The following is a 25,067-nucleotide window of genomic DNA, read 5'->3' on the forward strand; positions in this document are numbered from 1 at the left end:
AAATAATTTGGCGCCAATGATAACGATTCGCATTTTAGTGTCAATAAAAACTTAACTCAGTTTCCGCTATAGTTGATATCGGTAAAAACGAAACAGGTTGTGGTAGTCTGAGAGAAAACAAGAAAAAGGTCATACCATCATGAAAACACTATCTAAAATCTTGTGTGTTAGCGCAGCTGCTGTTGCGTTATTGGCGTGCTCTGACAGTGCAAAGGTTGAGCAGAAAGAGGGCGTTCCACTGGAGCAGAAAATTCGTCAGACCGCCGAACAGTCTCTTGATGCTTTTAACATTCCGGGCCTGGCGGTTGTTGCCGTAAAAGACGGAGAAGTGGTTTTAGCCGAGGGCTTCGGCGTCCGGGATATTGAGTCGCAGCAACCCGTTACGCCCACAACTTTGTTTGGTATTGCCTCTCATACCAAGGCATTCACAGCTGCGGCTATGGCCACCTTGGTTGAGCAGGGGAAAGTGGGCTGGGACGATAAAGTCATTGAGCACTTGCCGGGTTTTAAACTGGCTAACCCTTATATAACTCGGGAGCTGACCATTCGTGATTTACTGAGCCACCGCTCTGGCCTCGGGTTAGGCGCAGGCGATCTGATGATTTGGCCGAACACCGACAAAACCACCAACGAAGTCATTGCCGGGTTGGCGAATGTGCCTATTGAGCATGGTTTTCGGGAGCGCTTTGACTACAACAACCTAATGTTTGTGACAGCAGGTGAGGTGATTAGCGAAGTGTCGGGTGTGCCGTACCACCAGTACGTTGAGCAAACGTTGTTTGAGCCCATGCAAATGGACGAAAGCACCATTGGCTTTTCTCGCATTGATGCCAGTTACGACAATGTGGCGGTAGGCACCATTGAAATGGACGGCGAACTACACCGTTTCCCGCTCGACTTTTTGGAAGACTTTTCTGCCGCTGGCGCAACAGCAGCGAGTGTTGATGATATGAGTCGTTGGTTACTGACTTTGCTGAATGAAGGCGAAACACCGACCGACAAACGTCTATTTAAGAAAAAGTCGCTGCACGATATGTGGCAGCTGACCACGCCACTGCCGGTGTCGGCTGATGCGGCAGAGCAAGGCACATATTTTCGTGGCTATGGTCTTGGCTGGTTTGTGAAGGACTATTACGGCGTTAAGCATGTGTCGCACAGTGGCGGTATTCTGGGAATGTTGTCCTTTACTACCGTTATTCCTGAGGAAGAATTCGCCATTACTGTTATGAGTAATCAGCAGGCGTTTGGTGCGTTGACCGCAATAGTGCAAGAGTCTCTGGAAGTCGTTCTGGATGTGCCGGACCAGGACTGGATCGCAAAGGAAAGTAAGAAATATCATGAGTTCATTCAGAAAAAAGCGGATTTTAAAGTAGAAGCCGTTGATGATCCGCAGCCGTCGCTGGCGTTATCGAAATATGCGGGAACTTATACCGACGCCTGGTACGGCGATGTCGTTATTTCTGAGAAGAGCGACGCTCTGCACATAGATTTCACCCATACCGATATGCTGAAAGGTTCGCTGGAGCATTACAACGGCAATACCTTTATTGTGCGCTGGGATGAACCCTTGTTAGAAGCCGATGCTTTTATCGAATTCGATGTGAGTCGGAGTAATCAGGTAGAAGCGGCAACCATGGAAGCCGTAGCTGACTTTACCGACTTTAGCTTTGACTTTCATAACCTCAAACTGGAAAAGCAATAGCGGCGCAAACTCTGGACATAGCGGGGGCTAATCCCTATAATGCCCTCGCTTTCCAAAGCACGTGCACCCGTAGCTCAGCTGGATAGAGCGCTGCCCTCCGGAGGCAGAGGTCATAGGTTCGACTCCTATCGGGTGCGCCATTTCTGCAAGACTTTCCTTGATAGTAATCACTTACAAAATCAACAGCGTGTCCAGCAAAGTCCAGTCGTCGATAGAACTTAACCCTTGGTTGACAAAAGGTTTATTGATATGAATATTCTAACGCTAATGGCAACTGAAACTGACGGCGGTTCTCAAGCTTCTAACATTTAGAAATAGAAACGCGTATCGGGACGTCAGATGTTGACCGATGAAATAAAGGCATATGCGCGGTGAATACGGAAAGGACTTCTAATATATGAAATTATCAAAACGTTTGTTTCTCTCAACAATGTTGGTTTCACTTTTCTCAGCAACTGCTACTGCTGCAAATGATCAAAACAATACTGATGACAATACTATCTTTAATATTGACGGTTACCACCTAGACGCAGAGCGCGCAGTTTTGGGCCACTGGCTCGGAGAGCCAATTCTGAAGAGCGTTGAGAGCTACGGTATTAATAAAGTGGATACGGCAATTGTATTTGCTGAAGAGACCGATTTAATGAAGCTTACTCAACAGGTCACTGACTCTACCATTGATACTAACCATGACGTTCAGGCAATTCATATCTATGGCGAAGGCTTTAATAATGGGGTCGTAGATAAAGTCACTGGGTATAGCATACTTGTCAAAGATGACAGCTCTGCCGAGGGCTTCCGTATGGATACTTATAAAGTCAAACATGACGGCTCTTATAAACTATTTAAACCTCTTTCAGGAAGCGTCGTAGGCGCAATGGATTGCAACTCTGCTGCTACAGCCGCAGTCGTTTTTGGTCGAGCCAATAAAGATTTGGTTGCGATGACAGTCGGCAAAACTCATTATGATGAAAAGCCCGTTTCTGAATCTAAGTTCTCCAGCTATCTGTTAAATACCAGTATCGGCTTTGCAATGCAACGCAGCCAAGGGAGCCCCGTTTTCGAAAACACGGAAGTCGGTACCAGCTCTGTCGGGGGAGGAGCTGTAGAGCCTCAGATGCTACCACAAGAGTATTGCGGCAATTCATCGTCGTGTGACCGAGGCGATGACAGTTGTAATGTATTAGATGGCGGCACATGTAACGATTAGTCGGTTACAGCTTAGCCAGCCTGGCAAAGTAGGCTGGCTAACAGATCCCCGTTAATTTTGCGAGGTCGCGGTGAATTTCCAAGACGCATCTTTGACTCTTGAGGCAGAGGTTATAGATTCGACCCCTACCGGGTGCGCCACTTTACAGATCTCAAATTGAGGGCACTTAAGCTGTTTACGACTTTCCTAAATAAGGAGTTAAAAATCCAGCCACTATTTTGGCACAAAGGCCAACCTCAACTCTTACGCCGCCCGCTTTTAGTATTTCAGCGCCTTTACCATTATTTCTGATATCCGGGTCAAGCATTGCGATAACCACATGCTTGATGCCCGAAGCGAGAAGTGTGCTTGCGCAAGCAGCAGTCCGGCCGACAAAAGAACAAGGTTCTAAAGTAACGTATGCAGTAACGCCGCTTAGGTCCCCTGAATGAGCATTTAAAGCCTCTACTTCTGCATGACTTCCACCAATGGCTTGCGTAAAGCCCAAGAAAAGGTTTATAAAAATATAATAATACGTCAATAATTAACGTATTAAGGTGTTTTTGCAAACTCAATGGTTTGACTAATGTATTATACACGTCAATAATCAACGTGTTTTAATAGTATTATAAACTTCAAAGAGCATCACATGTTAAATCATGAAGCAGCTAGAACGCTAAAGCAAAAACTTCCTCTCAGTATGGTAGCAACGAAACGTTGGCTACAAGAGCAGGGGTTGAGTTTGCACTACATCGACAACTCCGTCCGACGAGGAGCCTTAGCTGTAGCCGCTCCTGGAGTTTATTACCGAGAGGAAACTCCTCCGACTTGGCTGGGTGTTGTGGCTTCACTGCAGCGAATGGTCAGGTCCCCTGTCCATATGGGAGGGCTAAGTGCGCTAGCGTTACATGGTGTAAGCCATTACGTAAATAGAAGTGGTAAGCCTATAGTTGACTTATACTCTCCCGACAAGCTTCCAGCATGGATCAACAAAGTAGATGTGGATGCTAGTTTTGAATGGCATGGAACGAAGCGATTGTGGCCTGAATCACTCATGCGCGACCAGCGCGTTCTCCGTCCTTATGAATGGTCAAAAGGTCTGCCGGAAGTAACGTATTCGTGTGTTGAAAAAGCCTATCTGGAAGTACTCAACGAGGTGCCTAAACATATCAGTTTTGAGCATGCTGATGCTCTGCTTCAGGGGTTGCATAACTTATCACCCCGGAAGTTAGATACGCTGCTAACGTACTGCCTTAATGTAAAAGTGAAACGGTTATTCTTTTGGCTAGCCGAGCGCAATCAACAGCCCTGGTTTAAACATTTAGTGCCAACAGACTACGATCTAGGCTCAGGTAAAAGAGCTATCGCGGTAAATGGTCGCCTGGAAAGTAAATGGCAAATTACGGTTCCCAAGGAGATGTAAATTATCATGGATAGAAATAGCGTTTATTATCGCCAGGTTCAGCTGCTTATGCAGGTGCTACCATTTGTTGCGGCTCATGACTGTTTTGCGCCGCGCTCGATCTGCAACACCCTAGGGACTTGTTTGATGTCAAACTACTCTTGGATAATGAAGGACTTACTGATGATATTCGTAAAGCGTTAATTGTTTATATGATCAGCCACCCGCGTCCTATTTCTGAATTACTACAACCCAATTTCAAAGATATTGCTGCCCTTTATGAGGGGGAATTTAAGTCGATGGCGGACATTGATGTCCCGCTGGTGGAGCTTATGGCTGCGCGTGAGGAAATTGTAAAACGTATGCATGCGACATTTACTGACGAGGAAAGGTCGTTTCTTTTGACGTTTAAGTCAGGCAAACCGGATTGGTCATTACTCGGAATTGCGAATGTTGATGAGCTGCCAGCTGTTCGTTGGAAACTGAATAACCTTGAAAAAATGAGTGAGGAAAGGCACCGGATAGCTTATAACAAACTTAAGGAAGCTCTCACTCGGCCACTAAATTTGGATTCGACTGCCTGTAAGTTTGATTAAGAAAGGCGTTAGCAGCCCAGTCGCAAAAAGGGTGAGCTTTAACCCCATAATAGTTTAGGGATGTCAGTATAGAACCATCGATGCCAAGATAACGTAATAAAGGTTGGTTATTAACGAGGCGAGCGTGTGCTTAAACCCAAAGTTTTGTTTCCTCAGCAGTTTATTCACAAACACCCTATTCATCATGGGGAAGAGTTTGGCGTGCTGTGTTGGAATACGCAAAAACTGACCGAGAAGCCAGATTTTCAGAATACCTTAGCACGCGTTTTAACAGACTATCCGAGTTTGTTTTTGTTGCTCCAGGAGGTGAAGCTGAGTGCAAAAAATAATTGGCTGCTGCCGAGCTGGTCTTATGCGGTAGCGCCGAATATGCAAACCCGGCGCTCTGTGTATGGTGTTCTCACGGCAAGCGGTTATGCGTTTAAAGAAGCTCAGGCTCGACTGAGCAGCAAGCGGGAAGGCATGTTCGCAACCCATAAAAGTTACATGCTCTCTCATCATTCGCTGGCAGAGGGCGGCTCACTGCTGGTCGTCAATGTCCACGCGATTAACTTTGTTCGTGCGCGCCAGTTTTCACAAGAAATAGAGCTTATCAAAGAAGAAATACTAGAACATAAAGGACCGCTGATTGTGGCCGGTGATTTTAACGTGTGGAGTCGCCAGCGCCGGCTAAGCTTGCTGCGGTTCTGTCGCAGTGTGGGTCTTCGGCAAGCAATTATGGTCGACCCACATCATGTTAAGACTTACCGACAGCATCCTCTTGATTTCATCTTTTATAGGGATCTCAAACTGCAAGAAACACTAGCGATCGATACCAGTAAAGTGTCTGATCACAACCCGCTTTATGCGCGATTTAAACTATAGCGACTCAGGGTTGGTGTTTTGCTACAACGAAGTGAGCCCTGTTATAGAGCTCACTTTCCTTAGAATATGTAGATAAATCCGACGCCTATTTCAGCTTCGTAATTACTACGAGCAATGGGGCTTTCGCGAACTTCACTGCTGTAATATTCAAACAACGCTTCGCCATAGATCTGCCAATTATCATTAACGTAATGGCGATAGTTATAATCGATGCCAACTGAGCGTAATCCACCACTCACTGACGTTTGCGGTAAGCCCGATGCAGCAGCTTGGCCTGCGTCAATACCGAAGCCTTTGTTGGCGTATTCGCTGTCGTGAAAGGTCGCAACGACATTAATTTCAGAGCCGGTACCGTCGAGCTGGTCACCAAAGCGGCGGCCTACGCCAAATAGACCCAGGTTGCCTTCATCACTTGCTACGATACGACTGACCAGCCAGTAGCGCCAATCGGCATCGAGGGCACGACGGGCCTGGAATACGAACTCTGCGCCTTCGTCTTGATCACCAAGTCCGTCCAGGTGGCCGTCGTCTGAATCGCTCTCTTCGCGACCTTCATCGAAACCAATGGTGGCCTCCAACAGCCAGTTTTCAGAGCGAACGCCACGCCAGCCGATTGCTTCACCGGCAAAATAGAATATATTGTCACCGCTACGCCATTGCACGGCGCCAGCAGGTTGAATTTCCAATCCAAATTCGTCCGAACCTTCGTAGGCGGTTTCATACTCAACACCTAAACCCAGACCGAAACTCCAGCCATCTTCGCCTTTGGAAAAGTCATCGAGTGATGGCAAAGGCACCATCGCTGTTTTTTCGTCTTGGGCTAATGCAGTTTGAACGGTTAACCCATTGATGCACAAAGCCAACAGTAAGCCAGTAAACTTTTTCATATAGAACTCACTTAAGTAGGTGTTGGTAAATATTAATTCTGGTTCCGAAACCTCAAAACGTAAAGGTTTCGTGGTTAGATCACAGGCAGTCAAATTATGGTTGGGCGTGGATTAAAACAACTGGGTAATGCCCAGCAAAATAGCGTAGCGACCAGACTTACTTATAAAAACCAGAATTAAAAACTGCCAGAAGGTTAACCGCAGCATACCGGCTATAAAGGTGAGAGGGTCGCCAATGAATGGCGCCCAGGCCATCAACAGCGACCACTTACCGAAGCGTTCAAACCAGCGATGACCACGGGCGAGAGATTTTGGTTTGAACGGAAACCAGCGGCGATCCTGATACTGCACCAAAAAGCGGCCTAAAACGTAATTAACCACAGACCCCAGCGTATTACCAATTGACGCCAGCCACCATATTGCCCAGACGTCATAACCCATCTGCTGAGCGCCGACGACCACAAACTCCGACTGAGCGGGTAGTATTGTGGCGGCCAGAAACGCTGTTAGAAATATACTTAAGTACATAGACCCATAGCGGTTTTCATCAGCGCATTGGAAATAGTTGGTTCATAAATTGGTTTCACTTGTTATTGATTTTGCGAATAAACATTCTAGTTTGAATTATATTGTCACTGTTAAAAGTGCTTAGCAAAGCCAGAAAGTACACTTAATTACAATTCTATCGGTTCTTCGCGCAGAAACTCCCATGCCTGAATCATCTCTTTCTTCGTCGAGCCCCAGCGATAACCGCCTAAAGCGCCGCTTTTCTGAATAACACGGTGACACGGAATTAGCATGGCAACAGGGTTTGAGCCTACAGCATTGCCAACCGCCCGAGATGCTTTCGGGTAACCTAATGCATTGGCAATTTGGGAGTAACTGGCCAGTTGTCCCGGTGGTATTCTCAATAAAGCTCGCCACACAGCGACTTGAAAATTGGTGCCCATTACGTGCAATGACAAGGGGTTAGACTCTCCGTCTTTTAATCGGCTGAACAGCACGTTAGCAACATAGTTCGTGGCGTTGTTATTTTGCACGAGTGAAGCTTTAGGCCAGTCTTTACCTATATCTACAAGTATCTCATCAGCGGATCTGGAGCCCAAAAACTCGATGCGGCATACGCCTCGTGGAGTAATTGCGACAAATATCTTACCAAAAGGAGTTTCATTTACGCCGTATTGGATAGTAACCCCATGGCCTCCGTTCCTGTGTTCACCTGGCGTTACGGCCTCTAGCTTCACAAAGTGGTCATACAGTCGTGAACCTCCGCTTAAGCCCATGCTGAGAGAAACATCCATAAGAGAGTCTTCTTTTTTCAGCATTCGCTTGCTTCGTTCCAGCGTTAAAGCCTGCAAGAAACGTTTCGGTGTGGTGCCTGCCCATTTACAAAACATTCTATGAAAATGGAAGGGGCTGAGATGAACATGGGCAGCAACGTCCTCCAGCGAGGGCTGGCTTGATACATGCTCTGACATATAGGCCATAGCTTTTTCAATACGGATATAGTCGGACATAACCATCACCCTTACAAGCGATTAATTGAGATACCACCATCATAAAAAACAGTTTATCCGACAACGACCCGAAGCTTGCTCTTTTTTTTAATCACGCTGCTAGATACGAATGCTTGCATCAAGCACTGACTATATCCCGAGTGACATTATTATTTGCATTGTTACTGTATGTCACCTAGTATCCATTTTACTGTGTTTCACACAGTGTGCGTAATACAGTATAGATAAGGACTCACTATGGCTACTGCACCACTCGATAAACTCAAGCTAGAACTGCGCCGTGGCGTTTTGGTTTTAGCGGTACTCGCTTCTCTGCGTGAGCCTCATTATGGCTATTCGTTACGTAAGCAACTGCAAGGTGCCGGCGTAGATATTGATGAAGGTACGTTATACCCACTTATTAGAAGACTGGCCGATCAAGGGTTGCTCGATAGTGAATGGAAGCAGGGAGAAGGGCGTGAACGACGTTATTACCAGTTATCAACGCTGGGTGTAGAGCTATTAGAACAATTAACCCAGGAGTGGACCTCGCTCAACAGCGCGATTGGCCCCCTACTGTTGCGGAACACCAATGAGGAGCAACACTAATGGATATGGTAGAACGTTATATTGCCGCTGTTCAGCGAGAGCTGCCAGAAAAGAAACGCGATGATATTAGCCGCGAGTTAAAGGCGAATATTCTTGATCAGATAGACGCATTAGAATCGCAGCAAGGGAGTGTGTCTGACGCTGAGGTAGCAGGACTGTTAAAAGCGATGGGGCATCCGCGCAAGGTGGCGCTTCAGTTTTGTCCACCCACGCCACTGGTAACCGCGGAGCTTATGCCTTTGTATTTGCACACGCTGTATATGGTGCTCGGCGTGTTGTTTGTGATTTCAACCGTTGAAATTACGGGCCGCTGGCTTGGTGGTGCTGAAATGAGCTTGCTGCTATTCATGAAGGGCATAGCAATCGATTTTCTGGCCAGTGGTTACTTTGCGTTTACGACAATTACCATTGGTTTTGCAGTTATGAGCCGCTCTCGGACGAAGGAAACTGCAGAGGTTGCAGGCACCTGCAAATGGAGCCCTGAGAAGCTCCCGGCCGCAGGTAAAAGTTGGCAGCATATTAGTTTACAGAATATATTTTCCGATCTTGCCACATTACTATTTTTAGTGATGTTGATTTGGTATCCGTTATGGCAACCCGACAGTGGTACGCAGAGTATTTTTACTGAGCAAGCGCTGACTATTTTACGCTGGTTTACGCCGGTTATTGCAATTGCTATGGCACATAGTTTGTGGCAGTTACGGACAAGGCTATGGACCCGCAATATGTTGATGCTTAACATTGCCGTTAGTGCTGCGTTCTTGCTGGTTTCGGTAGGGTTGCTGATGTTATCGCCTGTGTTACAAATTAATGTCGAAGTTTTGAGGGAAGAACTGGGCATAGCCATTATCGAACGAAGTGCTCAGACAGTTCTGGTGGCAGCTGCATTAATCGCAACCTATGAAATTGTCCGCGATGCACGCCGGTTGATCCGCAGTTGATGGGGTGAGACAGACAAGCAGCCGCGCTTTATTGCGCGGCTAGGTTGGTTGCAGCCAAGGATTTTTCTGACAACTACTGCTGCGCCTGATTCAACGCCTGAATAGCAAAGCTGCCCAGCCAGTGACCACCTTCGTAGCTATCTCCAATTAGGTTCGGGTAGGATTGCGCCATATGTTTATCGGCAACTTCGCGTAAATGCTCATACTGTGGGTATTGGTTAGCCAGCGCATACAGGTTCCAGGCGCGGCTGAAGTTTAAACCGTCCAGATGCACCAGTTTGCCGTCGGTTCTGTCGCTGACTTTACCGACTGCCAGGCTGTAGCCCGGATCAGCGAGTTGTGGCATAAAATCATCTAACCAGGTTAAAAACTGCTGTTTTGGCAGGACGCGTTGCATTAAGCCTATTTCTTCCAGACAGGGTGACAGAAAGTCGTAGCCACTTGGCTCCCAGGCTATTGGACATTTTTTATCTTCTGAAAAATAATCTTTAGCGCGCTGAGCGATTAATTGCTGCAACTCAGTGTGTTCACGATTAACAGCATAGTCATAGGCGAAACTTAAGCCAAAGGCTGTGTTGGTATGCTCGCCCACTCGCACTGGGTAGACCAGCCGGGGTAAGAAGTTGATATAGCGTTCAATGATTAAATCGGCTAATGGTTGTAAGTTAGCGGCCAGTTCTTTGGCCATAGGATCTTCCCATGAGTGAAGCTCGTCAGACAGTTTTAACAACCAGGCCCAACCATAAGTGCGCTCAAACGAGTCATTAATGTCTTTGCTGAAAAAATCCACTTCACGTGCCACGTTTTCTGCAGTTAAGTTGCGTTTAAGAACGGTTCTTACCTCGTCAGCCTGTTCCAGATCGGGGTACTGCTGTAACAGAGTGACCATAGACCAGTAGCCATGAACGGCACTGTGCCAGTCAAAACAGCCGTAAAAAACGGGATGAAGAACGGAAGGCTCTTTTAAATCGTCAGCACTGCCCAGTACCGCTCCGGTTTTGTATGGGTAAGGTGTTTCGACGCAGTGCAGAGGTAACTCCACTAGCTTATTTGCTTCAGAGAGAGTCAGGCTGTGTGATGATGTGCTATCCATGTTGGTGTTTTGATTCGTTGGGAAGCAGGCCTGCAATAATGCAGCACTTAATAAAGCGATAAAAAGGGGGCGAAGTGTTTGCATATTGGGCTCTCATTATAATTATTCGTAATTCAAATGATATTAACAAAGTTATAACTTGCTAGCTAATTGCGTACATTAACCAACTTTTGAGCTCACCCGATGCTGATTCGATAGGAGTAAGAAACTGCTCTAGTTCGACTGCGCCCTATCAATTCAAGTCGTACTGGCAACCGAAATCAAAAGTGCCATACTGAAATTCATAGCACAGAGGTCGACACCTATCGAACCTATTTGAAGTACAGGAGGCCAGACTAATGCCGAGTATTGCGCAGCCTTTCGACAATGAGAGTTTGCCGAAAGACAAGTTAATAGCGGAGTATGAGCGGGTGCGTGCGCAAACAATGAGGTTGACGGAAGCCTTAAGTGCAGAAGATATGATGCTGCAATCGATGCCCGATGCCAGCCCGGCGAAATGGCATCTCGCGCATACCACCTGGTTTTTTGAAACCTTTTTACTGCAACCGCATTTAGCGGGTTATCGAACGTACAACAATGCCTATCAATACTTATTCAATTCTTATTATGAAACGGTAGGCGAGCGCCATCCGCGGCCGCAACGGGGCTTATTGTCACGGCCGCCGTTAGAAGAAGTGGTGAATTATCGGAAGCATGTTGATGACGCCATGAAGGTGTTACTGGAGTCATACTCCGCTGAAATTGAGGCGGCGGTTACCATTGGCTTGCACCACGAGATGCAGCATCAGGAACTGATACAAACCGATATTAAACATGCGTTGTCACTTAATCCGTATGCTCTGGGGCCGGATACCTATGCGGTAGAATCTTCCCCGGGCTCCGTTAGCACAAAAAGTCCTGAGTTTATGCATTTTAAAGGTGGCTTATCTTTTATCGGTACCGATGCGGAGTCATCCTTTGCCTACGACTGCGAACAACCCCGGCACCAGGTTTTTGTGCCGGAATTCAGCTTGTGTGAGCGCTTGGTGACTAACGCAGAATGGTTAGAGTTTATGGCTGACGACGGCTATAAGCGGCCAAAACTCTGGCTTTCGGACGGCTGGGCAACAGCGCAACAGGAAGGTTGGCAAGCGCCTTTATACTGGCATCGTGAAGGTGAGCAGTGGTTTACTGTGACGGGCCGTAACCGTGTGCCTTTAGATCTAAATGCTCCGGTTTGCCATATTAGCTATTACGAAGCAGACGCTTTTGCACGCTGGTGCGGTTGCCGTTTACCAACAGAGTTTGAATGGGAGTATGCGGCTCAGTCGGTTGAGTGTTGCGGTAACTTTCTGGAGCAAAACCAGTTATTGCCGCAGCCGGTAGTCGCCGATAATAAAGGCCTCAAGCAAATGTTCGGCGATGCCTGGGAGTGGACGCAAAGTCCGTTTATTCCTTATCCGGGATTCAAAACGCCGGAAGGGGCGCTGGCTGAGTACAACGGGAAGTTCATGGCTAACCAGTGGGTTTTGCGTGGTGGGTCATGCGCTACTGCCGAGCAACAAATACGCTCAACCTACCGGAACTTTTTTTATGCGCATCAGCGTTGGCAATTTAGCAGTCTGCGTCTGGCCAAATAAAATCAAAAATCGGGATGTTTTATGAACCATGGGTTTTTGCAGGATGTTCTGGCGGGGCTACGCTTGCCTCAAAAAACGCTACCACCCAAGTATTTCTATGACGCAAAGGGGTCAGAGTATTTTGACCAAATTTGTCAGTTGGATGAATACTACCCCTACCGTACTGAGCTCGGAATGTTGCCCGACGTTGCCGGGGAATTAAAACAGTACTTTTCGGGAAAGTCTCTCGATAACATTCAACTGGTTGAGTTTGGGGCGGGGTCGCTGCATAAAGTAAAACCATTGCTAAAAAAGTTACCTGTGATAACGGAGTTTGTCGCGATTGATATTTCGGGTGAACACCTCAAAAACGCCTCAGCCGACCTTGCCGATTCCTTCCCCAAATTACAGATTAAAGTTGCTCAAGGGGATTTTACCCAACCAATAGAGCTGGCGCTTTCTCAGGCGACTTCAATGGGCTTTTTTCCAGGCTCTACCATAGGCAACTTTGAGCCTGAAGAGGCCTGCGAGTTTCTGCGTAGCGCTCGCACAACCCTTGGTAAAGAAAGCTATATGCTGATGGGAGTAGACACCAAAAAAGACGAGCAAATGCTTGAGCGTGCATACAACGACAGCAAAGACATTACCGCACGTTTTAATAAGAATATTCTGACCCGAATGAACCGAGAACTTGATGCTAACTTTCATCCCGATCAGTTTGAGCACCTAGCCATTTATAATCAGGAACTGGGCCGTATAGAAATGCATTTGCGCAGTTGTATCCGGCAGGAGGTTGAAGTTGCCGGTGAAAGCTTCCAGTTTAAGGAGGGTGAAACCATTCACACCGAAAACTCCTATAAATATTACCCCGAAGAGTTTGACCGGTTAGCAAGCTCGGCAGGCTGGAAGCGCGAAAAGATATGGCTGGCGCCTGACGGAATCTTCGCGATTATGCTATTACACAATGCTGACAAAGTTCGGGACTAATCGGTGTCTGCTATGCCAAAACTTTGTACTGTCGATGTCTTTTATGGTCCGCAGGCGTTGGGCAATCAGCATCATATAGCTTATCGCCCGGCACCCGCCTGGTCCGAAACGCCTTCGCAATATCAAAGAGTTCCAAATCTAATTCTGATGAGTGGCGGCTCGGGAGCGTTTCAGGCTCAGTTTTTAAATTATGGCAGACAGGTACGTCGCTGTGGGTCGGGTAACCTCGCGGTTGCTGCGTACATAAACGAGAAACTAAAGACGAAACCCACCAACGAGCTTTTATTGACGCCCTCAGGTGAAATACAGCTAGGGTTTGACCATAAATCGGCTTACTACCTTGATAAACCTTTAACGCAGAGACCGTTGCGTAACTTTAGGTTTTGGCGACGACTTATAAGTCAGCCAGTTATTAATGGCTGCTACTGTGGTGGTCGTAACGATTATGTGTTGCTGGAACTTAGCCAGCCGTTGACACAATTGAGTGTAAATAGCGGTGCATTATGCCAGTTTAGCCGGCGAGCTCTAATTGTCATTTACCGGTTGCTGTCAGGTGCGGTACAACTGCGTTACTTTGCGCCGCAGTACGGAGAGGCTGAAGATGCAGCTACAGGCTCGGCCTGTGTGCAGGCTGCCGCTTACCTCAGAAACCAATACCCAAAGAGTTACGCACATCAGCCGATTGAAATTAAACAATGTTCACCCGCAGGAGGGTGTCTTTATCTGAAAAATTATCAGCAACAGGTTTTGGTCAGGGGGCGAACAGCGATGCGAGATAGTACCGCTGTTTTCTCGTCTTTTGACTACACTGAAGAGTGAATATTCCGCAAGAAAACAGAGAGGTGCTTCAATGGCATTTGAGAAATGTCCAAAGTGTGAAGATGAGGTTCTGGATAATAAATACAGCTGTCCGGCTTGTGGCTACGTGAAGCCCGAAAAATCAGAACAAAAAGAGCAACCGGGTGAAAGCGATCAGCCTGGAGAAAGCAAAATTACCACTGAAAACACATCGAAAAGCCTGCAGGTACAAGGGGTACTGGCAATCGTTATTCTGATTGTTGGTGTGCTCTGGTTTTTCCTAACTTCTGACGATTACCAGCAGAGCGAAGAAGTTAATATTGTTCCTCTTATCATGTTTATCGGTGGTCTTGCCTGGTACATAGTGACGCGCTTTCGGATCTGGCGCGAGCATTCCCGGAAGAAATAAGCGGCCGTCAGGAATGTAAGCAATATCGTTCATACATTGCTCTAGAACACAGAGGACTTTGATCGTTTTGGCTTTTTAAACCATACCCATTAGTAAGCAAGTGACTAAAAAGGAAGACCTGGAGGTGGAAATGGACAATAAAGAAGCATTTGAAAAGAAGCACGAAGCGAAAATTGAAGAGATGAAAGCTGAGATTGATCGTCTGAAGGCCAAAGCGAAACAGTCGGAGGCTGACTCTCAAATCAAGTATGAAGAGAAGATTAACGAGCTTGAAGCGCTGAAAGACAAGGCCGAAGATAAGTTGGAAGGTTTGAAAAAGTCCAGCGAGGACGCATGGTCTGACATTAGTACCGGCCTTGAATCAGCAACTCAGTCGCTGGCAACGGCAATAAAAGCCGCCAGTCAGGACTTTAAAAAGTAACCTATTATGGGGTGGTGGTTAGCCACCCCGCTTATTACCCGTTACTTACTTGCAGATTTCAAACGTAACTCAAGTAAGCGTATCTCACGTGCGGTATGGTTACGGTTTGTTTGCATGTAAATCCATAGCTTTGTAGCAACCTGAGCGTTAAAACTTAATATGAGAAGCACGCCCCAGAACAATTCGTTGTCCGGTGTTGCTGTAAAAAACTGATACCCGCAAAACAATAGTAATACCGTAAATATAGCGCCTAGCCCATAAGCAACCTTCACAACCCAGCCTATGTCGTACTTAAACCCTTGCTTTAAGTAGCCGGTAAGGCCTTCGCCAGTGCCCATTAACTTATCCAGTTCCTGTGCTTGCGCGGACAGATCTTTTTCTATTTGTTCGTTAACTTCTTTGTTTGTGCTCATGGCTTATCACCCTCGTTTAAGTATCTATGACGCAATTCTTCTCGTGCGCTATAGAGAGTACTAACGCTGTTTCGTTAATCGACAATTCACCCATGTAGAACGAATACCTCTACTTGCTCTATCTTCATGAGTTGATGCCTTATTAGTCATTGTTTTATTGCCTGTAACTCAGTAGAGAGACGAAGCGAAGTATAGATTGGTTCAGAAAAAATGCGTGATGAGTTGATATCTCCCCCAACTCAATGTAGTTTTCAACCCACTCTCATTAAACAAAAGCCATTATGTCCTCTTTATTAAACTGGATGAAAACCCTGGGCACCATACCTTTAGCCCTTTGTGTTCTTTTCGTCGTATTTTTGCCTTCTATCTTATTTGCGGCATTTATTGTCTGGATTTTCGATTTACTGTTTCTTGATCTTACCTGGATGTCCTGGCCGACCTTTTGGTGGATATTGGGAACCTGGGCTGTGACTATGATCATTGCTTTAGCTAACAACGCCGACAAAATTATGTTTGGTACGCCGAAGTAGCCCGCTTAGACAATCCTGATTAGTAACTACATAAACCCGTTTATCTTGTCTAGACTCTATGACAAAGGCACCAAATAGAGGGAAGCTATGACAGATACTGAGCGGTAAGAGCTCAAAGATGCCGGTGTGATTTTCAAATAATGACTACTTTCTCAGCGCACGTTGATAATGGGCAAACTCTTCGTCACTGAATAGCACAAAGCGCACAAGCTTCAGATGGCTCAGCTTTTCAACGTGCTGCCTAATTGTGTCCAGAGCCACTTTAGTTGCTGCCTCAAAAGGGTAACCGAAGGCTCCGGCTGACAGCGCCGGGAAAGCAATAGACTCTATTTGATGCTTATCGGTTAAATCCAGTGCATTACGATAGCAATTTGCCAGCAGCTTATCTGAGGGTGTGTCGACGCCATAAACGGGCCCCAGGCAATGGATAATGTAGCGATTAGGAAGATTGAACCCGTCGGTGATGACGGCTTCACCGGGTTCAATGGGAGCCAGTGAGCGAGTTGCTTTTTCCAGTTCAGGGCCCGCTGCCCGGTGAATCGCACCGGCAACGCCACCACCGGGTTTGAGCTCTGCATTAGCGGCGTTAACTACGGCATCAATATCGGTTTGCTGGCTAATGTCCGCGTGTACGCATTCGTAGTTCATAGTCGCCCTCCGTTGTTAGTCCCTTCTAAATAAAATGGCCTGTTCGCTGATAATTTCAAGTTTCAGTTGAAAATGTTGTGCTATCCACTGCATGGTTTCAGGCGTGTAAAAGCTGACATGGGTCGAGTCACCTTTGTAGCTCCACTGGTTAAATTGCTCAGCTGTTTTCTTTGTAAACATCCAGGTCATCACGCCTATGTACCCTTGAGGTTTTACTAAGCTTATTAACTGTGGCCATGTCTTGCCCGGCTCATTAAAGTGCTCAACAACTTCGCTGCAGGTGACAAAGTCATACTGACGGCTCAACTGTCCGCTGTCCGGCGCGTAGAAGATGTCGTAAATAGACATCTTCATGCCGTGCTCCTCAAGCATCAAACTAAGTGTAGGCCCCGGCCCGGAGCCAAAATCAAGACCAGTCATGCCAGTTGATAGCTTTTCTAATAAAGGAATTGAAAGTTGGCTTAAGAACTCCCGGTAGCGGGTGTCGTGAGAGTCATTTTGATGAAAGTCGTAAATGGCTTTTTCTTCGTCCTGCGGCAAGTGAGCCTGCGGGTCTGCAAAAATCATGTCGCAGACAGTGCACCGGAAGTACTGGCGTTTTTTATCTTCACAGAAGGGTTCTGAGGCCGAGGAGCATAAGGTACATAGCATGAGGGTATGCTACCTCAGGAATTTCGAGTAAGCTAGTTTTGATGACGGTAACCGACCAGAGAAATATGACAGCGTGTTCTATAAATTCCAGTCAGCGCATTGAACTACTCGACATTCTCAGAGGCTTCTCTTTGCTGGGCATCTTGCTGATGAACATGGCGTTTTTTCAAAGCCCTCTAACAACGACTTCATTAGGCGTTGAAGGTAACGAAAGTGGTATTGATTACGCGATAGCCTGGAGCCTTTTTGTTTTTGCCGAAGGTAAATTCTACACCATGTTTTCCTTATTATTCGGTATTGGTTTTGTCATTTTTTATGACAGAGCTAAGCAAAAAATCGATACACCGAAGTGGCTGTTTCTGCGTCGGTTAATAGTACTTGGTATTATTGGTGTAGCTCATGCTGTCTTTGTCTGGGCTGGCGATATCCTGTTTATTTACGCTGTTTCGGGATTATTTTTGTTGTTTTTTGTCAGAACGTCAGCAAGCAGGCTTTGGAAATGGGGATTATTTTTTATGAGTCTCCCGGTTGCGCTTTTATGGCTTTCAACCGTTTCAGTTAATGCTTCGGATCAATCATCGGAGAGAGCACAGCAATACCAGACAGACACTAACGAAATGAAGAATACGCTGTCTGAGGTGGCAAATTTCGCCGATGAAGCATACTCCTCCGGTTCTTATAGAGCTGTCACTGAAGCTCGTATTGACGAGTTTGGCTTACTTTGGAGTGGGGAGATTCTCTTCACCATATCCACCTTCTTAGGCATATTTCTTCTGGGTGCTGCTTTTAGTCGAAATGGTATTTTCACAAGCCCCGAGACTCAAATTAAAGTTTATAAGAAGCTCCTCATTTGGGGAGGAATACCGGGGATTTTCGCTGCACTATACGCAAGTGCTTTACCGGCTACTGAAATGGTTTTTCCGACAATCAATGCTGCTTTGCTTTATTCACTAATGCAAATTTCGGCTTTAGGGTTGTGCATTGCTTATATGGCTTTTATTGCTTTAATGCTTGGTCGTAGCAAAAACCAGAAAAGTATTTTAGAGAACATGGCTCCGGCTGGGCGCATGGCTTTGACAAATTACTTGCTGCAATCCCTGTGTTTCACCACTTTATTCTATGGCTACGGATTTGGCTTATATGGCGAGCTTGGGAGGCTTGAAATGATATTGCTAGCTCTCGCTTTTTGGCTGTGTCAGTTAAAATTAAGCCAGTGGTGGCTGCAGCACTTTAATTACGGCCCTTGTGAGTGGCTATGGCGTTTGGCTACCTATGGCCGTTAGCAAGCATTCAAAAAAGTGACAAGTTGAATGTTAACCGCATTCCGATCTTTCCCGCCATTTTTTCTGTATCTATAAAACCTATCAAAGCAAACGGTATCTTGCCTTTGAGTAAGTCAGCGGTCGTTGCTATAACATATAACAAGTATTCAAATTGGACACATAAGATAAGGAAAGCTAAATGACTCAATCAAATGGTGGCGGTAAATGCCCAATCATGCACGGTAGCATGACATCTGAGAAAAAAACGAACACGCACTGGTGGCCAAACTCCTTAAAGCTGGAAATTCTGCGCCAGCACGACACCAAAGCGAATCCAATGGATGATGACTTTAATTACGCGGAAGAATTCAAAAAAATCAATTTAGAAGAGTTAAAGCAGGACCTGAAAGATCTCATGACCGACAGCCAGGACTGGTGGCCGGCTGACTGGGGTCACTATGGTGGCTTAATGATTCGTATGGCGTGGCACTCTGCGGGCTCTTATCGTTTAGCCGATGGTCGCGGTGGCGGCGGTACGGGTAACCAACGCTTTGCGCCGTTAAACAGCTGGCCGGATAACGTAAGCTTAGACAAAGCACGTCGTTTATTGTGGCCAATTAAGAAAAAGCACGGCAACAAACTGTCCTGGGCCGATCTCTTTATTCTGGCTGGTAATATGGCTTACGAATCGATGGGTCTTAAAACCTTTGGTTTTGCCGGTGGCCGTGAGGACATCTGGCACCCTGAAGAAGATACTTACTGGGGTAGCGAGAAAGAATGGCTGGCGGAAACGAAGAACCGCTATAGCTCTGATGACGAGCGTGAGTCGCTTGAGAACCCACTGGCTGCAGTGCAAATGGGTTTGATTTATGTGAACCCGGAAGGCGTTGACGGTAATCCTGATCCGCTTCGTACCGCAAAAGACGTACGCGAAACCTTTAAGCGCATGGCAATGAATGACGAAGAAACCTGTGCGCTAACCGCGGGTGGTCACACGGTTGGTAAATGTCATGGTAATGGCAAAGAAGAAAACCTAGGCCCTGAGCCGGAAGCGGCAGATGTTGAAGAGCAGGGCATGGGCTGGCGCAACAGCGGTGGTAAAGGCGTTGGTCGCGATACTGTGACCAGTGGTATTGAAGGCGCCTGGACTACTGAACCGACTAAGTGGGACAACGGCTACTTCTACCTGTTGTTTAACTACGAGTGGGAGCTGAAGAAAAGCCCGGCTGGCGCCTGGCAGTGGGAGCCTGTCGACATTAAAGAGGAAGATAAACCGGTCGATGTGGAAGATCCGTCTATTCGTCATAACCCGATTATGACCGATGCCGATATGGCCATGAAAATGGATCCGGACTATCGCAAAATTGCTGAGAAGTTCTACAAAGATCCTGAGTACTTCGCCGACGTATTCGCTCGTGCCTGGTTTAAACTGACGCACCGTGATTTAGGTCCTAAAGACCGTTATTTAGGCGCAGATGTACCGGAAGAAGACCTGATTTGGCAGGACCCGATCCCGAAAGTGGACTACACCTTAAGCGAACAAGAAGTTGCTGACTTAAAAGAGAAGTTACTGAACACAGAGTTAACGTCTTACGAGCTGATTTCTACCGCATGGGACAGTGCACGTAACTTCCGTTGTTCGGACTTCCGCGGTGGCGCAAATGGCGCACGCATTCGCTTAGCACCGCAAAAAGACTGGCATGGTAACGAGCCGGAAAAACTGCATAAAGTCCTTCGCGTACTGGAAGAGTTGCAGTCTACCCTGGATAAAAAAGTCAGCCTGGCCGACTTGATTGTACTTGGCGGCACGGCAGCGGTTGAAAAAGCGGTAAAAGATGCCGGTTATAACCTAACGGTTCCGTTTGCGCCGGGCCGTGGTGATGCAACCGACGAACAGACTGATGTGGAAAGCTTTGAGCCGTTAGAACCATTGCATGACGGTTACCGTAACTATCTGAAAAAAGATTACGCGGTACCGGCCGAGGAACTGATGCTGGATCGCACCCATTTGATGGGCTTAACGGCACCTGAAATGACGGTTCTTGTGGGTGGTATGCGTGCTTTAGGTGCGAACTACGGTGAGTCTAAGCACGGCGTATTTACTGACCGGGCTGGTACGTTAACTAACGACTTTTTCGTTAATTTGACTGACATGAACAATGTCTGGAAAAAAGCGGATGATCACTACGAAGTTCGTGACCGCAAAACCGACGAACTGAAGTGGACAGCAAGCCGCATTGACTTAGTCTTTGGCTCAAACTCAATCCTGCGTTCGTATTCAGAGCTGTATGCTCAGGATGACAACCAGGAGAAGTTTGTAAAAGACTTCGTGAAAGCCTGGACTAAGGTTATGAATGCTGACCGCTTTGATTTAGCTTAAGGAGGAAGCATGTCGAAAGTACTATTAATTACCGGTGCCTCAAGCGGCATCGGTGAAGCCACGGCGCGCAAAGCGGCAAAAGAAGGGTTAAAGCTAATATTAACGGCGCGACGGAAAGACAAGTTGGATGCGCTGGTTGAAGAGTTTGGCTCTGATAACGCCATTGGTGTTGCCGCCGATGCGGGTAACTTTGACGAGCTTGAGCAGGCCGTAAAGCAGGGCGTTGATAAGTTTGGTCAGTTGGACGCTGTGTTCGCAAATGCAGGAACCGGTGTGTCAACACCAGGTACTGAAGAAGGCGACGCGGAAGAATGGAAGCAAATGGTTGATGTGAATATCAACGGGCTTCTGTATACCGCGAAACTGACCTTACCGCACTTGCGCAAAACTACCGGTCATTTTCTAATGACAGGATCAGCTGCCGGGCGCATTACGCTTAAAGGTTCTGTTTATGGTGCCACCAAATGGTTTGTGCACGGTTTCGCTCAGAACTTAGCTGAAGAAATGAAAGAGTGGAATGGTCGCTGCACAACAATAGCACCTGGTATGGTCAATACGCCGTTCTTTGATGAGCCAAAGCCGGATAAGCTGGACCCCGATGATGTTGCCGATGCAGTACTTTACGCAATAAACGCTAACCCGCGTAACTGCGTGCGTGAAGTGTTCTTAATGCCAGCTTATTAAGAGGAAAAAGTAGCTGTCATCGAAATAAAACAGGGAAATCTAAAAACTGTCATATTGGGTAAGTAAGCTACAGCACAACTTAACAAATGATTGGTTGTAACTCCCTGGTTAAGTTTTCAGCCCCCGCTTTGGGGGCTTTTTTATGGACTCAACGGTTTTGACATCCCACCGGGACAACTCCATAATCCTTAAGCATTAGGCTTTGTAGGGAGTAGACAGCAGAAAATGACCGCTTCAGTGGAAGAAGAAAAGCAATACAAAGCCTCCTGGAAACGTTTAGCGCTGTTTTGTGTGCTGTTTGTTTTGCTTACGGTTGCTGGCTTTTATGCCATTTATGATCATTTCTCCGGTCGTAGTTTAACCTTTGATTTTCGTCTGTTCGCCCCGGAAGTACTCAGCGTTACTGTCTTACTTTTGCTTATTTATTTTTCCGCCGATGGCTTGCGTCTATACTACACACTGCGGGCTCTGGGTTACCGGATACCTAAGAAAGCCATGGCAAAACTGGTTTTTATCAATATTTTCTTTTCCAATATTACGCCTATGGCGACCGGCGGCGGCTTTGCTCAAGTTTGGTTTCTGCACGAACACGGCGTGCCTATTGGTAAGGCAACAGCGGCCACGACGATTCGCACGGTACTGGCTATTTTCTTTATTTTCTCACTGACGCCGGTATTTTTGTTAACGCTGGAACCTTTGCAGGACAAAGCGATTATTAGCGATATTGGTACTGCACTAGCGGTATTTATTGTACTGTACCTGCTTTTTTTCGCCGTCGTTTTACTCAGAGCGCATTGGCTTATTGGACCCTTAAGTTTCCTTTGTAAGGGCATACATAAATTGCAACTGATTAGCCCGGAGCGTCATCTGCGTTGGCAGTATAAAACTCGACGCGAGATGTTGCGCTTTTCCCATAGTTTTTCCGAATATTGTCGTGGCTCGAAAGTCGCTATTTTACTGTCCGTGTTATTTACCTTTATTTTCCTGCTCAGTCTGTTCAGTTTTCCGGCATTATTGATGTGGGGGCTGGGATACGATGTAAATTATTTGATAAGCCTGGGACTGTTGGTTGTCACAACTTTTATAATGTATTTTGCGCCAACCCCGGGGGCATCCGGTATTTCTGAAGGCGTTTTCGGTAGCTTTTTCAGTGACATCTTAGCTAAAAATCATTTGCTGTTGGTTACCTTCAGCTGGCGCTTTTTAACCATCTATTTGGGCATGCTGTTGGGGCTGTTTATTTTACAACGATACTTAGTTAACTCCGCCAAAACACAGGGCATACAATGAATAAAAAGAAATTATTAAAAGCCCTGTTCTACTTAAATATAGCCATAGTTGTCAGTCTTATTGGCTATAAAATTTATTTGAACCTGGTGACTTCTGAATTCGAGGCAGAGCATACTGATCAACTTGCAGCCATCAGCGCCAGGCTGGAAGGACAAGACAGCTACAGTTTTGCGGTAGTTGGTAACATCAATAATTCGGTTGGCATTTTTGAACGTCGCATTATTCCAATGCTGAACGATGCCAATGTCGACTTTCTCGTATCTGCAGGAAATGCTGTTAGCAGCGGCGGAGAGGACAAATACCGGGCGATACGGGGTACTCTGTCCCGTTTGGATATGCCTTATTTATTGACCTTTGGTAACAACGAATACGAAGAGTTTGGCAGCTTTCGTTTTTATGATCACTATGGGCCTCATTTTTTCAGCTTTACCGCCGGTGACAGCCGTTTTATCTTCCTCGACAGTACTGAAAAAACCCCCTGGCAGTGGCAGCTAAGGTGGCTAACCGACACTCTTAAGGCGGATGCATCGGCGCATCGGTTTGTTTTTATTGGCCACCCACCCCTGGAGCCGGAAGAAGAGTTTTTCCTGGCCGAAGATGACGACTTTTTACAACCCGTTGAATTCAGAAGCGCGTTGCTGCAGACGCTGGAAAACTTTGGTGTCGACCGGGTGTTTTCATCAAACATTTCAATTTATTCCGAACAAGAGCATAACGGCATACCCTATATAACAACCGGTGGTGCAGGTGGTCTGGTACTGAACCAGGATGAAAGCTTTTATCACTATGTGAAAGTGACCGTGAGCGCCGATGGTTCCGTCGAGCATTCGGTTGAAGAGCTGGAAGTTGGTCAGCACCCCATTTTGAAGCAACTGGAAAGTCTGTGGTTCTTTATTCACTCCCTGTTTTATGTGGGTTACCTCAACTTTATTCTCTTAGTCAGTTTGTTCCTGGTTATTAGCACCAAGCTCTATAACGCTGTGTTTGTCGGAAAAGAGTACTATCCGGACTACGATATTGACCCAGAGCCCTGGCTTAAGAAAACCATGCGGGTGGCTATGTTTACCAACAATTACTTGCCCTTTATTGGTGGCGTACCTATTTCTATCGAACGCTTACGAAGCGGACTGGTGCAGCTTAAGGACAAAGTTCTGGTTGTTGCACCGCGTTATCAACGTGCAGCAGAAAAAGAAGAGAATGTGGTGCGTATGCCTTCGTTATTCTCTTTTGGTGAAAAAAGCGAGTTTCGATTTGCCAATATTTTTTCAGGCGCCGTACGTAAAAAGGTCAAAGCGTTTAAGCCGGATATTATTCATGTACACCACCCGTTCTGGATAGGGTCGCTCGGGGTTTTTGTGGCTCGCAGACTTAAAGTTCCTGTGGTTTATACGTATCACACCCGGCTAGAGCACTATGCTCACTTTGTGTTTTTGCCCGGCTCGCTGTTTCGTAACATTATTGCGCACTTTTTGGTTCGTCGCTTTGCAAACAAATGCGATGGTGTGATTGTGCCTACGCAGTCGACTGAAGAGTACTTACGCATGATAGGCGTAAAACGTCCGACCTTTGTACAGCCAACCGGCATTGAGTTTGATCGCTTTCAGCAGGTTGACGCGAAACAGGTCGAGGACTTGCGTAAACAGCAGAATATTGGCGACGAAACCGTTTTTGTCAGCGTTTCCCGGCTTTCTAATGAAAAGAATATCGACTTCATGATAGACGCCATGGCGCAATTGAAGGAGCAGACGGATAAAGCATTCCGGTTGTTGATAGTGGGTGACGGCCATCAGCGTCGCAGATTACAGGGGCGCATTGACGACATGAACCTGCAGCAGCACATTACCCTGGTGGGTGCTGTGCCTCCTGAGCAGATGGCCGCCTGGTACCGACTCGGTGACGCATTTTTATTTGCGTCTCAGTCGGAGACTCAGGGTATGGTTATTCTGGAAGCGATGGCTGCCGGTCTGCCGGTGGTTGCGGTGCGCTCAAGCGGTATTGATGATGTCGTTGAAGATGGGCATAACGGTTACAAAACACCGGCTAAGCAGTCGTTATGGTGCGAACGGGTTAAACAAATTCTGGATGATACGGATTTGCGCCAGAGCCTTTCAGACAATGCTCTGGCGTTTGCTCGTGACTATTCGGTTGAAAAGTTCAGTAAGGACGTGCGCCTTATTTACGCCGAAACTCTGGCTCGTTACCACCAGACTAAGTAGC

The 25,067-nt window shown here is 46.7% G+C and carries 26 protein-coding genes and 1 tRNA gene; 19 read left to right on the top strand and 8 right to left on the bottom strand.

Going from position 1 to position 25,067, the window contains the following annotated elements; genetic code table 11:
* Positions 1 to 139: 139 nt before the first annotated feature.
* The 3 genes from VBY75_RS06265 to VBY75_RS06275 all read left to right on the top strand — a co-directional run bounded on the left by VBY75_RS06265 (position 140) and on the right by VBY75_RS06275 (position 2,912).
* Positions 140 to 1,702 (top strand): serine hydrolase, encoded by a 1,563-nt coding sequence (locus VBY75_RS06265; protein ID WP_416511581.1) that lies wholly within the window; start codon positions 140 to 142, stop codon positions 1,700 to 1,702.
* A 63-nt stretch (positions 1,703 to 1,765) separates the two neighbouring features.
* Positions 1,766 to 1,842: transfer RNA gene (locus VBY75_RS06270), tRNA-Arg, on the top strand.
* Between the two features lie 257 nt (positions 1,843 to 2,099).
* On the top strand, positions 2,100 to 2,912 hold the full coding sequence (locus tag VBY75_RS06275) for a hypothetical protein (RefSeq protein ID WP_416511583.1): 813 nt from the start codon (positions 2,100 to 2,102) through the stop codon (positions 2,910 to 2,912).
* A 175-nt stretch (positions 2,913 to 3,087) separates the two neighbouring features.
* Here the strand turns inward: VBY75_RS06275 and VBY75_RS06280 are convergent, their stop codons facing one another.
* The gene (locus VBY75_RS06280) at positions 3,088 to 3,432 is read right to left on the bottom strand and encodes a deaminase (protein WP_416511585.1); all 345 of its coding nucleotides are present in this window, start codon (positions 3,430 to 3,432) and stop codon (positions 3,088 to 3,090) included.
* Between the two features lie 108 nt (positions 3,433 to 3,540).
* On the opposite strand from VBY75_RS06280, the gene VBY75_RS06285 reads away from it, so the two are divergent.
* The 3 genes from VBY75_RS06285 to VBY75_RS06295 all read left to right on the top strand — a co-directional run bounded on the left by VBY75_RS06285 (position 3,541) and on the right by VBY75_RS06295 (position 5,753).
* On the top strand, positions 3,541 to 4,314 hold the full coding sequence (locus VBY75_RS06285; protein ID WP_271332053.1) for a type IV toxin-antitoxin system AbiEi family antitoxin domain-containing protein: 774 nt from the start codon (positions 3,541 to 3,543) through the stop codon (positions 4,312 to 4,314).
* An 80-nt stretch (positions 4,315 to 4,394) separates the two neighbouring features.
* On the top strand, positions 4,395 to 4,889 hold the full coding sequence (locus tag VBY75_RS06290) for a nucleotidyl transferase AbiEii/AbiGii toxin family protein (RefSeq protein ID WP_416512172.1): 495 nt from the start codon (positions 4,395 to 4,397) through the stop codon (positions 4,887 to 4,889).
* A gap of 126 nt (positions 4,890 to 5,015) precedes the next feature.
* Positions 5,016 to 5,753, top strand: a complete 738-nt coding sequence (locus VBY75_RS06295; RefSeq protein ID WP_416511588.1) for an endonuclease/exonuclease/phosphatase family protein — start codon at positions 5,016 to 5,018, stop codon at positions 5,751 to 5,753.
* Between the two features lie 59 nt (positions 5,754 to 5,812).
* On the opposite strand, the gene VBY75_RS06300 is transcribed toward VBY75_RS06295, so the two are convergent.
* From VBY75_RS06300 to VBY75_RS06310, 3 genes are all read right to left on the bottom strand, one after another.
* Complete coding sequence (locus tag VBY75_RS06300; RefSeq protein WP_416511590.1) at positions 5,813 to 6,640, bottom strand: MipA/OmpV family protein; 828 nt, start codon at positions 6,638 to 6,640, stop codon at positions 5,813 to 5,815.
* A gap of 111 nt (positions 6,641 to 6,751) precedes the next feature.
* Positions 6,752 to 7,168: a YqaA family protein gene (locus tag VBY75_RS06305; protein WP_054488831.1), complete on the bottom strand. Its 417-nt coding sequence runs from the start codon at positions 7,166 to 7,168 to the stop codon at positions 6,752 to 6,754.
* A 146-nt stretch (positions 7,169 to 7,314) separates the two neighbouring features.
* Positions 7,315 to 8,157, bottom strand: coding sequence for a bifunctional transcriptional activator/DNA repair enzyme AdaA (locus tag VBY75_RS06310; RefSeq protein ID WP_199493964.1), 843 nt, complete (start codon positions 8,155 to 8,157; stop codon positions 7,315 to 7,317).
* A 237-nt stretch (positions 8,158 to 8,394) separates the two neighbouring features.
* Between VBY75_RS06310 and VBY75_RS06315 the strand changes: the two genes are divergently transcribed.
* Complete coding sequence (locus tag VBY75_RS06315; RefSeq protein WP_054488828.1) at positions 8,395 to 8,745, top strand: PadR family transcriptional regulator; 351 nt, start codon at positions 8,395 to 8,397, stop codon at positions 8,743 to 8,745.
* On the top strand, positions 8,745 to 9,686 hold the full coding sequence (locus VBY75_RS06320) for a hypothetical protein (protein ID WP_416511593.1): 942 nt from the start codon (positions 8,745 to 8,747) through the stop codon (positions 9,684 to 9,686). Before VBY75_RS06315 ends, VBY75_RS06320 begins: the two co-directional genes overlap by 1 nt.
* 73 nt (positions 9,687 to 9,759) lie before the next feature.
* On the opposite strand, the gene VBY75_RS06325 is transcribed toward VBY75_RS06320, so the two are convergent.
* Entirely contained in the window at positions 9,760 to 10,863 is a 1,104-nt protein-coding gene (locus tag VBY75_RS06325) for a DUF2891 domain-containing protein (RefSeq protein ID WP_416511595.1), read from the bottom strand.
* 254 nt (positions 10,864 to 11,117) lie between these two features.
* Here VBY75_RS06325 and egtB point away from each other — a divergent pair, with 254 nt between their 5' ends.
* The 5 genes from egtB (at position 11,118) to VBY75_RS06350 (ending at position 14,992) form a co-directional block, all read left to right on the top strand.
* Positions 11,118 to 12,398, top strand: a complete 1,281-nt coding sequence (gene egtB / locus VBY75_RS06330) for an ergothioneine biosynthesis protein EgtB (protein WP_416511597.1) — start codon at positions 11,118 to 11,120, stop codon at positions 12,396 to 12,398.
* A gap of 21 nt (positions 12,399 to 12,419) precedes the next feature.
* Positions 12,420 to 13,364: an L-histidine N(alpha)-methyltransferase gene (gene egtD, locus VBY75_RS06335; protein WP_416511599.1), complete on the top strand. Its 945-nt coding sequence runs from the start codon at positions 12,420 to 12,422 to the stop codon at positions 13,362 to 13,364.
* A gap of 12 nt (positions 13,365 to 13,376) precedes the next feature.
* On the top strand, positions 13,377 to 14,183 hold the full coding sequence (locus VBY75_RS06340; RefSeq protein WP_416511601.1) for a PhzF family phenazine biosynthesis protein: 807 nt from the start codon (positions 13,377 to 13,379) through the stop codon (positions 14,181 to 14,183).
* A gap of 31 nt (positions 14,184 to 14,214) precedes the next feature.
* Positions 14,215 to 14,571 carry a zinc ribbon domain-containing protein gene (locus VBY75_RS06345; protein ID WP_416511602.1) on the top strand — a complete coding sequence of 119 codons (357 nt, stop codon included), beginning with the start codon at positions 14,215 to 14,217 and terminating at the stop codon, positions 14,569 to 14,571.
* Positions 14,572 to 14,701: 130 nt separating this feature from the next.
* Positions 14,702 to 14,992, top strand: a complete 291-nt coding sequence (locus tag VBY75_RS06350; RefSeq protein ID WP_054488814.1) for a hypothetical protein — start codon at positions 14,702 to 14,704, stop codon at positions 14,990 to 14,992.
* Positions 14,993 to 15,033: 41 nt separating this feature from the next.
* Here VBY75_RS06350 and VBY75_RS06355 read toward each other — a convergent pair whose 3' ends face one another.
* Positions 15,034 to 15,405, bottom strand: coding sequence for a DUF6768 family protein (locus VBY75_RS06355; protein WP_271332062.1), 372 nt, complete (start codon positions 15,403 to 15,405; stop codon positions 15,034 to 15,036).
* A gap of 281 nt (positions 15,406 to 15,686) precedes the next feature.
* On the opposite strand from VBY75_RS06355, the gene VBY75_RS06360 reads away from it, so the two are divergent.
* Complete coding sequence (locus VBY75_RS06360) at positions 15,687 to 15,935, top strand: hypothetical protein (protein WP_199493973.1); 249 nt, start codon at positions 15,687 to 15,689, stop codon at positions 15,933 to 15,935.
* Between the two features lie 144 nt (positions 15,936 to 16,079).
* Here VBY75_RS06360 and VBY75_RS06365 read toward each other — a convergent pair whose 3' ends face one another.
* Together VBY75_RS06365 and VBY75_RS06370 are read right to left on the bottom strand one after the other, a co-directional pair.
* Positions 16,080 to 16,583 carry a macro domain-containing protein gene (locus tag VBY75_RS06365; protein WP_222236137.1) on the bottom strand — a complete coding sequence of 168 codons (504 nt, stop codon included), beginning with the start codon at positions 16,581 to 16,583 and terminating at the stop codon, positions 16,080 to 16,082.
* A gap of 15 nt (positions 16,584 to 16,598) precedes the next feature.
* On the bottom strand, positions 16,599 to 17,150 hold the full coding sequence (locus VBY75_RS06370; protein WP_416511604.1) for a class I SAM-dependent methyltransferase: 552 nt from the start codon (positions 17,148 to 17,150) through the stop codon (positions 16,599 to 16,601).
* 125 nt (positions 17,151 to 17,275) lie between these two features.
* On the opposite strand from VBY75_RS06370, the gene VBY75_RS06375 reads away from it, so the two are divergent.
* The 5 genes from VBY75_RS06375 (at position 17,276) to VBY75_RS06395 (ending at position 25,066) form a co-directional block, all read left to right on the top strand.
* Positions 17,276 to 18,517 carry a DUF418 domain-containing protein gene (locus tag VBY75_RS06375; RefSeq protein WP_054488802.1) on the top strand — a complete coding sequence of 414 codons (1,242 nt, stop codon included), beginning with the start codon at positions 17,276 to 17,278 and terminating at the stop codon, positions 18,515 to 18,517.
* Positions 18,518 to 18,695: 178 nt separating this feature from the next.
* Positions 18,696 to 20,876: a catalase/peroxidase HPI gene (gene katG, locus VBY75_RS06380; protein ID WP_416511606.1), complete on the top strand. Its 2,181-nt coding sequence runs from the start codon at positions 18,696 to 18,698 to the stop codon at positions 20,874 to 20,876.
* A gap of 9 nt (positions 20,877 to 20,885) precedes the next feature.
* Positions 20,886 to 21,560 (top strand): SDR family oxidoreductase, encoded by a 675-nt coding sequence (locus VBY75_RS06385; protein WP_054488798.1) that lies wholly within the window; start codon positions 20,886 to 20,888, stop codon positions 21,558 to 21,560.
* Between the two features lie 225 nt (positions 21,561 to 21,785).
* Positions 21,786 to 22,850 (top strand): lysylphosphatidylglycerol synthase transmembrane domain-containing protein, encoded by a 1,065-nt coding sequence (locus VBY75_RS06390; RefSeq protein ID WP_278356624.1) that lies wholly within the window; start codon positions 21,786 to 21,788, stop codon positions 22,848 to 22,850.
* On the top strand, positions 22,847 to 25,066 hold the full coding sequence (locus VBY75_RS06395) for a glycosyltransferase (protein WP_416511609.1): 2,220 nt from the start codon (positions 22,847 to 22,849) through the stop codon (positions 25,064 to 25,066). The genes VBY75_RS06390 and VBY75_RS06395 overlap by 4 nt, the downstream gene beginning before the upstream one ends.
* Position 25,067: the final 1 nt, after the last annotated feature.

Origin of the sequence: Idiomarina sp. HB (assembly GCF_048059115.1) — a bacterium.
Classification (GTDB): domain Bacteria; phylum Pseudomonadota; class Gammaproteobacteria; order Enterobacterales; family Alteromonadaceae; genus Idiomarina; species Idiomarina abyssalis.